Annotated in this window: 11 protein-coding genes; 7 read left to right on the top strand and 4 right to left on the bottom strand. The window is 66.2% G+C overall.

What is annotated here, in order from left to right; translation table 11 throughout:
• Complete coding sequence (locus PK98_RS04635) at nt 1-2007, bottom strand: putative bifunctional diguanylate cyclase/phosphodiesterase (protein WP_052208034.1); 2007 nt, start codon at nt 2005-2007, stop codon at nt 1-3.
• Between the two features lie 315 nt (nt 2008-2322).
• Here PK98_RS04635 and PK98_RS04630 point away from each other — a divergent pair, with 315 nt between their 5' ends.
• The 7 genes from PK98_RS04630 to mazG all read left to right on the top strand — a co-directional run bounded on the left by PK98_RS04630 (nt 2323) and on the right by mazG (nt 9615).
• Entirely contained in the window at nt 2323-3963 is a 1641-nt protein-coding gene (locus tag PK98_RS04630) for a hypothetical protein (RefSeq protein ID WP_039094637.1), read from the top strand.
• Nucleotides 3957-4427, top strand: a complete 471-nt coding sequence (locus PK98_RS04625; RefSeq protein WP_039094635.1) for a GtrA family protein — start codon at nt 3957-3959, stop codon at nt 4425-4427. The genes PK98_RS04630 and PK98_RS04625 overlap by 7 nt, the downstream gene beginning before the upstream one ends.
• On the top strand, nt 4402-5268 hold the full coding sequence (locus tag PK98_RS04620) for a glycosyltransferase family 2 protein (RefSeq protein WP_200884972.1): 867 nt from the start codon (nt 4402-4404) through the stop codon (nt 5266-5268). The genes PK98_RS04625 and PK98_RS04620 overlap by 26 nt, the downstream gene beginning before the upstream one ends.
• Nucleotides 5265-6242: a hypothetical protein gene (locus PK98_RS04615; RefSeq protein WP_039094633.1), complete on the top strand. Its 978-nt coding sequence runs from the start codon at nt 5265-5267 to the stop codon at nt 6240-6242. Before PK98_RS04620 ends, PK98_RS04615 begins: the two co-directional genes overlap by 4 nt.
• A gap of 3 nt (nt 6243-6245) precedes the next feature.
• Complete coding sequence (locus PK98_RS04610; RefSeq protein ID WP_052208032.1) at nt 6246-7706, top strand: hypothetical protein; 1461 nt, start codon at nt 6246-6248, stop codon at nt 7704-7706.
• On the top strand, nt 7703-8098 hold the full coding sequence (locus PK98_RS04605; protein WP_052208030.1) for an HAD family hydrolase: 396 nt from the start codon (nt 7703-7705) through the stop codon (nt 8096-8098). The genes PK98_RS04610 and PK98_RS04605 overlap by 4 nt, the downstream gene beginning before the upstream one ends.
• Nucleotides 8099-8874: 776 nt before the next feature.
• Nucleotides 8875-9615 (top strand): nucleoside triphosphate pyrophosphohydrolase, encoded by a 741-nt coding sequence (gene mazG / locus PK98_RS04595; protein WP_268745941.1) that lies wholly within the window; start codon nt 8875-8877, stop codon nt 9613-9615.
• Here the strand turns inward: mazG and hflX are convergent.
• The 3 genes from hflX to ntrX all read right to left on the bottom strand — a co-directional run bounded on the left by hflX (nt 9612) and on the right by ntrX (nt 13032).
• A complete protein-coding gene (hflX, locus tag PK98_RS04590) occupies nt 9612-10934 on the bottom strand; it encodes a GTPase HflX (protein WP_039096240.1) in 1323 nt (440 codons plus the stop codon). The two genes, mazG and hflX, sit on opposite strands and share 4 nt — an antisense overlap.
• A complete protein-coding gene (gene hfq, locus PK98_RS04585; RefSeq protein ID WP_039096239.1) occupies nt 10931-11503 on the bottom strand; it encodes an RNA chaperone Hfq in 573 nt (190 codons plus the stop codon). The genes hflX and hfq overlap by 4 nt, the downstream gene beginning before the upstream one ends.
• 152 nt (nt 11504-11655) lie before the next feature.
• A complete protein-coding gene (ntrX, locus tag PK98_RS04580) occupies nt 11656-13032 on the bottom strand; it encodes a nitrogen assimilation response regulator NtrX (protein ID WP_039096238.1) in 1377 nt (458 codons plus the stop codon).
• Between the last annotated feature and the right edge of the window lie 17 nt (nt 13033-13049).

The following is a 13049-nucleotide window of genomic DNA, read 5'->3' as shown; positions in this document are numbered from 1 at the left end:
TCAGCAGGACGCGACGCGGGCCGGTACCGTGACCGTGTCCGGCATGGGTCGGCCGATCAGGTAGCCCTGGATCCGGTCGCAGTTCCATTCGCGCAGCCGGGACAGTTGCGCTTCGGTCTCCACGCCTTCCGCCACGATCGCCTTGCCCAGGCTGTGCCCCAGACCGATGATCGCCTGCACGATGAGGGCCGATGATCGATCCTCCAGCATGGAGGCGACGAAGGTGCGATCGATCTTCAGCATGTCGAAGCCGAAATCCCTCAGGTCGCTGAGCGAGGAATGGCCGGTGCCGAAATCGTCCATCGCGATTGCGGCGCCCGCTCCCTGGAGATGACGCAGGACATCCAGCACCATGTTCCGGTTCTTGCCGAGCAGGGTCGCGCTCTCGGTCACCTCGAAGTTCAGGCGGCTTCCGGGCATCCCGTGGCGTTCCGCCAGCTTCAGCAAATCGATCCCCAGACCCGCCTCGCGGAACTGGATGGGCGACAGGTTCAGGGACAGCGTCAGCTCAGGCGACCATCGGGCGGCCGCGGCAAGCGCCTGGTCTGCCATCCACAGGCCGATCTGGTTGATGGCGCCTGACGCTTCCGCAACCGGAATGAACTGCGTCGGGGATATCATGCCCAGCGTGGGATGATGCCAGCGGAGCAGCGCTTCGTAGCCGACGATCTGCTTCGCCACTGTCGCGATCGGCTGATATGCCACGAACAGCTCGCCATTGGCGGCCGCATGTTCGAGATCGCGGGCGAGCACCCTGCCGAGGCGGACCTCTTCCTGCAGGCCGGCATCGTAGAACCGCGCCCGGTTCCGGCCATCGGATTTGGCGCGGTACAGCGCCACATCGGCGGCCTTGTAGACATCGTCGGGCGTCTGGCCGGGCGCTGCCACGGCGACCCCGATGCTGACCTTGAACGGGATGGCCGCCCGCTCCCCTTCCGCCATGGCGCTCGCCAGATGCGCCAGCAGGGCACGGGCGCCCTGCGGCTGGGGCGCCGGGGCCTGGATGATCGCGAACTCGTCCCCGCCGACACGCGCCACCAGATCGTCCGCGCCGGCGCATTGCTGCAGCAGCGCGCCGACATGCTTTAACGCGACATCGCCGCCAGGATGGCCATGCAGGTCGTTGATCTCCTTGAACTCGTCCAGGTCGATGGCGAAGACTGCGGCCTGCCAGTCCTCGCTTTGCCCGCCGGCCAGCTCGGCCTGCAGCCGGCGTTCGAACTGAAGGCGATTGGGCAGCCCGGTCAGCACGTCGTGATAGGCCAGATAGTCGATCCGCCGTTGCGCCGCCTGCCGGTCCTCCACGGCCTTCTGGTATTCGAACAGGCCGCGGGCAAGATCGCCCAGCTCGTCCTGCCGGTCGAGGCAGGGCACGTCGGCACAGGCGATCGTCGCAGGATCGAAATTCCGCAGCCTTCCCGCAATGGCGACGATCGGGGCAATGACGCGGATGTGCAGCCAGAGCGCCACCAGCAGCAGCAGCAGGCAGGCCAGCACCGCGCCCAGAATGAACTTGCTGACACTCTCGTCGGCAAACACGACATTGTCATCGACAGCCTGCCCGATCGTCCGGTTCAGCAGTTCCCGGGTGCGTGTGCGCGCCGCCTCCAGATCCTTCAAAGCGGCGACGAAGGCTGGCATCCGATCCTGTATCCGCGCCCGGTCATGCTGTGCCGTGTCGATCAGGCCATGCCCGGCACCGACGAAGTTCATGGCCGCCAGTCGGGCCTGCGCAAGCGTGCCCGTGATTTCGGGCGGCACGTCGTCCGGCTGCGCCGCAGCAGTCAGCGATGCGAACGAATCGAGCTGCGCAGACAGTTCCTGCCAGCGCGCCGCGGACACCGGCTCGTCCTGCTCGGCCCGTCGCGTCTCGTCGCCAAGGGCCAGCCGCAATCGCCGCTGCGCACTGTCCTGCCGGTCCTGTTCCCGCAGCAGGTTGGCAAGGGAGTGAATGCGCCGGTTGGCGGCCTGACCGTCCCCGCCGATCCGGACACCTTGCGCGATCATTAAGGAGGAAAGGAGCAACAAGGCCACACAGCCAGCCGTAATCCGCGCAGCGATCGAAATGTGCACTGATGGTCCTTTCGCAGCCCACCTTAGATAAGCGCCTGAAGGTTATCAGCCTGTTTATGGATCCGCAGTGTCATTCTTCGCGCAAGAGCATCAACCCTGCTCACATTCTGGACCCAGGGTGCCGACCAGCCTTCCCGTTTGCCAGCGGTTGACGCAGCGGGCCATGAAGCGGCATTGACCCCCTGCAGCCTGCGGGCCATCATCGCCGGCTTCACCCTGTGACCATCCTGGAAAATCGTGAACCGGCCGATGACGCGTGCCCGCAATATTGCAGTGCTCTGGTGGCTGCTGCCATTTGCCATCCTGGTGCTCTCCGCTCTGCTGCAGGTCAGCCGGGGCGTGTACTTCCACATCTTCACGCACGACATGTTCGTTCCGCTGGAAGGTGCGCTGCACCTGCAGCACGGGCATCTGCCGCACCGGGATTTCGTCTCTCCGCTGGGCATCCTGTATTATGTGATCCATTGGGTTCCGGGGCTGGTGGTGCCGATTTCCGCCAGCACGCTGATCTATGCCAACCTGCTGGCGGCATTGCTGGTGGCGCTCGTTGCGCTGGTGCTCGGGCGCCAGCGCCTGCCCTTGTGGCTGGCGTCGATCGTCGCGCTTTATCTCGGTCTCGTCGCGTCCTCGCCCCGGCAGATCGGCGAGGCTGCCACTGCCATCAGCAACAACGCTTCCTACAATCGCTTTGGCTGGGCGCTGATCGGCCTGCTCGCGATCGTCGCGGCGTGCCCGCGCCCGGATCCGACACGCCGCTCGTCGCTGATCGATGGCGCCGTGACGGGTGGCCTGCTGACCGCGCTGTTCCTGATCAAGCTGACCTATGCCGGGGCAGCTCTGGGCATCGTGCTGGTCACGCTGGTCACTGTCCGCCGCCTGTCCGACTGGCGGTTTCCGGCCATGCTGTTCGGGCTGTTCGGTTCGGTCGTGCTGCTGGTGGAACTTGGTACCGGCCTGATCCACCTGTACCTGGCCGATGTGCGCATGGCCGCATCGGTGGCGACCGATGTGCTGCGCCCAGCCTTTGCCATCCGGCTGCTGTTCTATTGCGCGACAGGAGCGGTGGCGGTGCTGGTGATCGGCCTGCTCAACGAACGGGATCAGCGGCGTCATCGCCTGTGGGTCCCGCGCACCCTGCTCAGCCTGGCCATCGTGCTGGCCGGCGTGGCGATCGGCATCCAGAACCATCCGGAACTCGAAAACCCTCTGCTGGCCATCGCGGTGCTGGTCGCCGGTTACCCCGCCTTGCGGATGATGCGAACTCCGGTACTCCAGGCGGGGGAAGCGGCGGCCGGGCGACTGGCCGGCCTGCTGTGCGCGACAGCCTTCGTGGCGATGGCGGCCGTGTCGATGGTGCAGGATGTTGCGGCGATCGGCTGGACGGCCATGGCACCCCGTGCCCGTGGCGCAGACGTGGCCTGGCTGGCGGAAACGCCGATCGCCGACCTGGCGCTGTCCGGCAGCAACCTGCCGGTCGGGCCGCTGGGCACCGATCCGGCCGTCAGGAACGATGTCGCATTGATGGGTGTGATTGGCGAAGGTGTCGCCCTGCTCCGCCCGCATGTGCAGGGCCGCCACGATGCGGTGGTGTTGCCGCTGACCTTCAGCAATCCCTTTCCGCTGATCCTGGGTCTGCCACCCGTCCGGCACGAAATCGCCTGGTGGCATGCGGGCCGGACGTTCTCGCAGGATCGCAAGCCCGATCCTGCCCTGCTGCTGGGTGGCGTGGACTATGTCATGATGCCCAAACGCTACATGAGCTACTCCACCGTGCTCGCCTTCCGGCAGGCCTATGCGCCCGAGATCGCGCGCGATTTCCGCGTGGTGGACGAGAATGGATCATGGCAGCTGCTGGCCCGGCGTGACTGCCGGGCGAGAGCGCTGTGCTGACAGCTGCACTCGCTCCGGTCAGGGTTCATGCCTTTGCCCTGATATCGGGGATCGGCTGGCTGATCGACTTCACCCTGTTCAACCTGCTCGCCGCCACGGGCGTGTCGCTGTTCCTGGCCAATCTGGTCGGCGCCGGAGTAGCGGTGTCGCTGGTGTTCGTCGCCGGTCGGCGATTCATCTTCCGCGACAGCCGCACGGCGCTGCCCGTTGCCATTGCCGCTTACATCGCCTGGAACGTCGCGGCGATCCTGCTCGCGTCGCAGGCGGTGGCGGTACTGGGACAATGGCTGGCCACCCCGGCGCTCATGGTGCGAGCCGGAAACATACTTGGCAGCCTTGGCCTGACGCTCGATCCTTTGTACCTCGTGCCGCCAATCGCGAAGGTCGCGGTGACGCCTGTCACCATGTACCTTAACTACCTAGCCATGGGGATCATCATTGAACAACGTATCCGGTTCCGCTGAGGTGAACGGCGTCACGCCTGGCGGCGAGCGGATCCTCGTCTTCGTGCCGATGTACCGCTGCGCCCCGCAGATCCCTCGCGTGATCGAACAGTTCGCGCGCTTGCCCGGCCTGCCCGCCGATTTGGCGGTGCTGTGCATCGACAACCAGTCGCCCGACGAGACCCTCGCCGCCGCCGAGGCGGCGCTCGCGGCCAGCCCGGTGCGGGAAAAGTACCTGCTGCGGAACGACGACAATTACGGTCTTGGTGGATCGCACAAGGTCGCCATCGATTTTGCGCATCAGCATGGTTTCGAATATCTGGTGGTGCTGCATGGGGATGATCAGGGCTCGATCGCCGATCTCCAGCCGCATCTGGCCGCCGGCGTCCATCGTACCGTGGACGCCCTGCTGGGCGCACGCTTCATGCGCGGCGCCACGCTGCAGGGCTACTCGACACTGCGCACTGCGGCGAACCACGTGTTTAACGCGATCTTCTCGATCATCGGCGGGCAGTGGTTCAGCGATCTGGGGTCGGGCCTGAACCTGTTCCGCACCAGCATCTTTGCCGACGGCTTCCACCTGAAATATGCCGACAACCTGACCTTCAACTATTACCTCGTCTTCGGCCTGGCAGATCACGGCCATCGTTTCCGCTTCTTCCCGATCAACTGGCGGGAAGATGACCAGGTTTCCAATGCCCGACTGTTCAGTCAGGGTATCCGGATGCTGAAGCTGCTGCGCCAGCGCCTGCTCTCCGTTGCCCGGTTCCATGCCGCGGAGCATCGCGACGTGCCCCGCGCCAGCTACCCGGCCACGCTGGTCCGCAGCTGGCCCGCGCCCGTGACGCAAGAGCAGGCGTGAACCTCCGGGGGCAGTCATTCGCGCGCGGGCGGCGCTGGCTGGTGACGGCCCTGTCGGCCGTGGTCTTGGCCGCCCTGCTGGTTCACGCCAACCGCACCTTGGCGGCGGGGGGCTGGGAGATGACCGGGCGGCTGCTGTTTGCCTGCATCGGCGCAGCCGTCCTCTACATCATCGCGCACCTGATGCGGGCGTTCCGGCTGGCGGTCATCGCCATGCCGTTGCTGGGGGCCAGCTTCCGCACGGTGGTGCTGCTGCACCTTTTCGTGGCGCCCTGGTCGCTGATCCTGCCGCTGAAGACGGACGAACTGATCCGTCTGGGGGAGCTTGCCCGGACCGCGAAGTCGTGGTCGCGGCCGATCATCGTGCTGCTGATCGATCGCTCGATGGATGGCGTGGTGCTGATCGGCATGGCCTTGCTGCTGCTGGCCGATGGCGGGTGGAACGTTGCGGCGCCAGTGGCTGTGCTGGGCACCTGCCTGTCCCTGCTGGTGCTGGCGTTCTTCCTGCTGCCTGTGCTGCTGGAGCAGGTGCAGCGGCATATCTTCGTCAACCACTACCAGGATCGTGCGCTGCATGTGCTGGCGCTGGTGAGCAAGGCGCGCGGGATGCTGGACATCAGCCGCCGGACCATCAGCGCCGCGCCCGCCTTCCTGATCCTGGCAACCCTGGGTATCTGGAGCATGGAGCTGATCGGGGTCGCGGCCATCCTGATGGCGATCGATCCCGGCACGCTGTCGCTGCACGGCGTGGTGGAGGTGGCGCTGGCCCGTGCCGATGCCAGCTGGCGCATCATGCTGCTGGGGGAGCAGCCCTCCCCTGCGATCACCCTGGCCACCTTTGTCTTCTTCGATGCCCTGTTGCTGGTCTGGTTGTGGGTGCCGCTGCCCTATGGCAAGCGGCAGGCGGGCGAGCCGCAGCGGGTGCGGCTGCCCGCCGCCGCCGGCATCGTGCTGAGCGGCTCCGGAAAGGTCTGACCCATGCTGTTCGTGTATGACGACAGTGAGCCGGCCCCGGCCGCGATCCGCGAGATCATCGGCGTCGAACGGTTCGGCGCGGTGCTGAAGCGCAAGCAGCGACTGGCCGATCTGGTCGAGCGCGCCGTGACGAAGGAGCGGCAGTTCGACTTCGTGCGCATCAGCGATGCGGCATCGCGCGATGCGCTGGCGGATCAGCTCGCCCGCCGGCGGGACGACGACCGGGTGATCCGCCTGCCGAGCGGCCTGATCCCCGTGGACCTCGACATGTTCGCGCGCACCTTGCGCAAGCTGCCTTATGCCCCGGGCCCGGCCATGTTCGGCGGACGCTTCGATGACGAGGCGGTCACCCTGCTCACCCGGACCGACACGATCGCGCTGCTGAACATCCGCGAGCCCCGCCAGCGGCGCAGCTTCTTCGACGCCATCGCCGAGACCAGCCTGGCGGTGGACAATGCCATGAAGCTGCTGGACCTGCGCAGTGTGGGCAATTTTCTGGCCTACATGATCGGGGCGACGGAAGTTCGGTTCTTCAATGCCAGCCAGGTCTCGGGCGACGTGTTCCGGAAATCGTCGACGGACATCGCCAAGATGCAGGGCGAGCACGGCTTCTTCCATGTCGTGCCGGATGCGATGAAGCGGTTCCTGCTGCCGACCTTCGACTATCGCGAGGAAGGCGGCCGGGCGAGCTACGCCATGGAGAACCTGTCGGTGCCGGACGCGGCCTTGCAGATCGTCCACCACAGCTTCGACGCGGGCAGCTTCGCCCGGCTGCTCGACCGGTTCTTCGAGTTCCTGGACGCGCGCGGCCGGCAGGAGACAGGCACCGACCGGGTGCGGGCGGTGGCGCGTGACACCATCCTGGCCAAGATGCACCATCGGCTGGACGAACTGCTGACCACCGACGCCGGCCGCCGGCTGGACGCGCTGCTGGCCAGCAGCGGCCCGCGTGGCGGCATCGCGGACATGCGACGGCAGGCGAGTGCCCTGATCGAACGGGCGATCGCGACCGATCGCAGCAGCGCGCTGGCCGTCGGGCATGGCGATCCGTGCCTGTCCAATATCCTGTTCAGCCGCAATATCGGCCTGTTCCGCCTGATCGACCCCAGGGGCGCGACCAGCCTGGACGAGGCGTGGATGCACCCGCTGTATGATCTGGCCAAGTTCAGCCACTCGATCATGGGCGGCTACGACTTCGTCAATAATGGCCTGTTCGAATGTCGCGTGGGCCATGATCTACGGCTGGCGCTGGAACTTGACGGGCACGGTCCGCCGGGCTGGATGAAGAAGGCCTTGGCCGATCGGCTGGCGGCGACCGGCCATGATCAGGCGGTCATTCGCGCCTACGAACTGTCACTGTTCCTGTCGATGCTGCCGCTGCATCTGGATACGCCGCGCAAACTGCCGGGCTTCTGCCTGATCGCCTGCGCCATCATGGACGAACTGGAAGGAAAGAGCGTTTGATAGCCAAGGAACGCGTGCTCGTGGTCGATATCGACGGCACCTTGTGCAAGATCAAAGGGCCGGAAGAGGATTACGCCAGCCTCGCCTGCGACCAGCATATGAAGGCGCGGCTGATGGAACTGCACGATCAGGGCTGGCGCATCATCCTGTCCTCGTCCCGCGGCATGCGCACCTATGACGGCAATCAGGGCGAGATCCTGCGCCATGTGCTTCCGGTCGTGAGCGCCTGGCTGGACGAGCATGGCGTGCCTTATGACGAGATCTGGATGGGCAAGCCCTGGCCGGGCCGGGACGGGTTCTATGTCGACGACCGCACGGTTCGCCCGCGCGAATTCCTCGACAACTCGCTGGAGGAGCTTGCCGCGATCTGTGACCGGGACCGCCTGCTGTGACCGTGCCCGGGACGATCGCGGTCACCATGGCCGGCCTGGGCAGCCGCTTTACCAAGGTCGGCTACACAAGCCCGAAATACGAGATCGAGGTGCTGGGCCGGCCCTTGTTCGACTGGTCCATGCTGGCGCTGGAGGCTTTCCGCGCAGCCGGCTGGCGCTTCACCTTCGCCACCAGGCGGGCGGAGGATGCGCGCGCCTTCCTGACCGCCCGGTGCCAGGCGCTGGGCATCGCCATGGGCGAGATCATCGAACTGGACGGCATGACCGATGGGCAGGCGACCACCGCCAGGCTGCTGGCCGAACGTAGCGCCGCCGACGCGCCGTTCGCCGTGTTCAACATCGACACGTTCGTAGCCCCTGGCGCCATGACCCCGGCGCAGATAGCCAGGGGATCGGCCGGGTGGGTGCCATGCTTCCCCGGTCCCGGGGATGGGTGGTCGTTCTGCCGTACGGACGCGGATGGCCGGGTCGTGGAACTGCGCGAAAAGGTCCGCATCTCTCCTCATGCCACGGTGGGACTGTACTGGTTCGCCTCGGCCGCCGAATATATCGCGCTCTACGGCCGCTTCTTCTCCGACGGGCAAGGTGCGGAAAAGGGCGAGCGGTACATCGCGCCGATGTACAACCAGCTCATTGCCGAGGGTGCACTGGTCACCATGAGCGAGCTGGCGCTGGAGGATGTCGGCATGCTCGGCACGCCAGATCAGGTGGAAGGTTTCCGCACCGCACCGCCGCCTGCGGCCGCAACGCTGGCGGGGCTGGATCAGGCGGATCAGCTGCAACGCCTGCTCGCCATCATGGCGCGGTTGCGCGATCCCGTGACCGGTTGCGAATGGGACCGGGCGCAGAGCTTCGGGACGATCGCGCCATATACGATCGAGGAAGCCTACGAAGTTGCCGACGCGATCGAGCGGGGCGATCATGACGATCTGCGCGGGGAGCTGGGCGACCTGCTGCTGCAGGTGGTGTTCCATGCTCGGATCGCGGAAGAAGCCGGCCTGTTCGACTTCACCGCCGTCGCCCGTGCCATTTCCGACAAGATGGAGGCGCGCCACCCGCACATCTTCGGTGATGCCGCGACCGATCATACCGCATGGGAGGTCCTGAAGGCAGCGGAGCGCAGGCAGGCGGGCGCGACCAGCACGATGGACGGGGTTGCCCGCGCCCTGCCCGCGCTGCTGCGGGCGGACAAGTTGCAGCGCCGGGCTGCACGGGACGGATTCGACTGGCCGGACACAGCCGGTCCACGTGCGAAAGTCGTGGAAGAGATGCAGGAGCTGGCCGAGGCGGGGCCCGCCAGCATGGAGGAGGAGGCAGGCGACCTGCTATTTGCCGCCGTGAACCTGGTGCGCGCCTATGGCGTGGATGCCGAACAGGCGCTGCGCCGGGCCAACGACAAGTTCGAACGCCGTTATCGCGCCATGGAGACCATGGCGGCGGGCGGCTTCGCGGACCTCGACCTGGAAGGGCAAGAGGCGTTGTGGCAGGCGGTCAAGGCAGGTGAGCGCGCCACCTAGAGCGTGTTGAAACGCCCCAGCTCGCGTTCGGTCAGGCGCACATCCAGGCGCCGACGTGGCCCTGCGGAACCATCGCCCGCATCATGCTCGCCCAGCACCTCGCCATGCGCATGCAGCCACGCAAGGCGCTGCCCGTCGGCCGCATCCACGGTTATCGCATGCACCCGGGCACCGCCGGTCAGCACGGCACCGAGCCGGGCCAGCATCTCGTCCATGCCCTCGCCCGTAATTGCCGACAGGCGCAGGATGTCGGGCTCGCCTTCCGACACATGCGCCAGTTCATCTTGCTGCTCCGGTGGCAGCAGGTCCCACTTGTTCCAGATCTCGATAATCGGAATGTCGGCGAACTCGCCCTCCCCGGTGCCGACACCCAGCTCCGCCAGGATGTTCAGCACTTCTCGCTTCTGGTCCGCGCTGTCGGGATTGGCGATATCGCGTACATGCAGGATCACGCTGGCGGCGGTCACCTCCTCCAATGTGGCGCGGAAGGCGGCGACCAGTTGCGTCGGCAGGTCGGAGATGAAGCCCACCGTGTCCGACAGGATGGCCTTGTCCAGCCCGGGCAGGCTGATCGCGCGCATGGTCGGGTCCAGCGTGGCGAACAGCAGGTCCTGCGCCAGCACGCCGGCGCCGGTCAGCCGGTTGAAGATCGTCGACTTGCCCGCATTGGTATAGCCGACCAGCGCGATCACCGGCCAGGGCGCCCGTTCGCGCCGGCTGCGATGCAGCGCCCGGGTGCGCCGCACCTGTTCCAGTTCCCGCCGCAGGCGCCCCATGCGAGCACGGATCATGCGGCGATCCGCCTCGATCTGCGTTTCGCCCGGACCGCCCAGGAAGCCGAAGCCGCCGCGCTGCCGTTCGAGGTGGGTCCAGCTGCGCACAAGTCGGCTCTGCTGGTAATCGAGGTGCGCCAGTTCCACCTGCAGGCGGCCTTCCGCCGTGGCGGCGCGTTCGCCGAAGATCTCCAGGATCAGACCGGTGCGGTCGATCACCTTGCGCTTCAGCTTGTCTTCCAGATTGCGCTGCTGGATGGCCGAAAGCGAGCCGTCGACTATGATCAGCTCGGCTTCCGCCATGGTCGCGTCGGTCGCGATCCGCTCGATCTGACCTTCACCGAACAGCGTGCCGGGCCGAACGTCGCGTACCGGCACAATGGTCGCCTCGCGCACGTCGAGGCCGATGGCCAGGGCAAGGCCACGCGCCTCTTCCAGCCGGGCATCGGCGTCCCGTGTCTGTCGCTGAGAACGGATCTCGGGGCAGATGACCAGCGCACGCGCTCCGCGGCTGACCTCACCCTCTATTTCGTCACCGAAGTTCAGTTGTCTTCGCCTTCCTCGTCCAGATCGGCGGTCAGGTCGACCGGCACGGCGGGCTGGATGGTGGATACCGCATGCTTGTAAGCAAGCTGCACATAGCCTTCGCGTTCCAGCAACATGCAAAAAAGGTCATAGGCCGCGATCCGGCCCTGCAGCATGACGCCATTGACCAGGAACATCGTCACCGCGACCCCGGCATCGCGTACGCGGGACAGGAAAATGTCCTGCAGCAGCTTCTGCTTGCGACCACCGTCACCACCGGTGCCGAACTGTTCGGCATCCACCGGCTGGGCCGGCATGATGGTGGAGATCGCATGCTTGTACACCAGCTGCGACTGGCCATCACGCCGCAGCAGGATGGAAAAATTGTCGAACCACGTGACGATGCCCTGCAGCTTCACGCCTTTCACCAGGAACATGGTAACCGGGGTCTTCTCCCGCCGCAGATGATTCAGGAACAGATCCTGCAGATTGCCGCCACCCTTTGCGCCGCCGGATGGTGCGGGGGTGGCGGGCGCCGGCTTGGCTTCGGACGCGGGCTTGGGGCGGGCGGTGAGCGTTCCCTTGGTCATTTCACGTGACTCCTTCTTATTGGCGCTGTGCTGCGCATACCTGGCCACCTTGCTGTGGCGACAGGTCTCCTATGGCCGATCGATCCGGCTCATCATGCCAAATTATTGTGCGGCTGCGAAGTTCCTTTTCACGTCAGCTGCATGACGATCCATCATTCCTCGCCCGCGCGGTCGCTCATGCCCAACAGCTTCAACTTGCGATGCAGCGCCGACCGTTCCATGCCGATGAAGCTCGCCGTCTTGGAAATATTGCCGGAAAAGCGCCGGATCTGCACCCGCAGATATTCGCGCTCGAAGTTCTCGCGCGCCTCCCGCAACGGTACGCCCATCAAGGCGGGCATGCCGGCGCCGCTTTCCCCGCCGCCACCGATGATCTCCGCCGGCAGCATGTCCGCCTCGATCAGCCCGACCCGCTCACGCGGTGCCAGGATGACGGTCCGTTCCACCACATTGCGCAGCTGGCGCACGTTGCCAGGCCAGTCGTACGCCTGCATCGCTGCCAGCGCTTCGGACGACAGGTCAGGGGCGACCAGTCCTTGCTCGCGGGCGTAGCGGGTGAAAAAATGCTCGGCCAGCGCGGGAATGTCGTCCCGCCGCTCGATCAGGGACGGCACGGTGATCGGCACCACGTTGAGGCGGTAATACAGATCCTCGCGAAAGCGCTTCTCGGCGATCTCCGTCTCCAGGTCGCGCGCGGTGGAGGATACCACGCGCACATCCACGCCGATCTGCCGGCTGCCGCCCGCCCGCACAAAGCTCTGCTCCGTCAGCACGCGCAGGATCCGCGCCTGGGTGCTGAGCGGCATGTCGGCCACTTCGTCGAAGAACAGCGTGCCACCATCAGCCATCTCCAGCAGACCCGGGCGGACCAGCCGGCCGTCGATCTCCTCCCCGAACAGCTCCTGCTCGAACCGTTCGGGGGTGATGCGCGCGGAGTTGACGGTGACGAAGGTCTTGTCGGCGCGCGGGCTCCACGAATGGAGCAGGCGCGCGGCGACTTCCTTGCCGGAGCCGCCCGGCCCGGTGATCAGCACCCGGCTGCCGGTATTGGCCACCCGCTTCAGCAGCGCGCGCACCTGATTGATCGCGCTGGAACTGCCGGTGAACTCCTCCGCCTGCGTGATCCCCTCGCGCAGGCGAGCGTTCTCCCGCCGCAGCCGCTCCGTCTCGGTGGCGCGGGCGACCAGCAGCAGCAGGCGCTCCGCCTCGAACGGCTTCTCGATGAAGTCCATCGCGCCACGGCTGACGGCGGAGACCGCGGTGTCGAGCCCGCCATGGCCGGAGAAGATGATCACCGGCAGATCCGGCTCGCGTATCTTGATCGCGTCCAGCACCTCCAGCCCGTCCATCGGGCTGCCGTGCAGCCACACGTCCAGCAGGACCACGCTGGGACGTTTCTCGTCCACGGCGCGCAAGGCGCTCACGCTGTCGCCGGCGGTGCGGCAGGCATAACCTTCGTCGCTCAACACGCCCGCGACCAGCTCGCGAATGTCGAGCTCGTCATCCACGACCAGGATATCGAGCGCCATCATCTGTTCTCCATCTG

The organism is Croceibacterium mercuriale (assembly GCF_000802385.1).
Taxonomy (GTDB): domain Bacteria; phylum Pseudomonadota; class Alphaproteobacteria; order Sphingomonadales; family Sphingomonadaceae; genus Croceibacterium; species Croceibacterium mercuriale.
The sequence above is the reverse complement of the archived record's forward strand: the minus strand, read 5'-3'. Positions and strand labels throughout refer to the sequence as shown.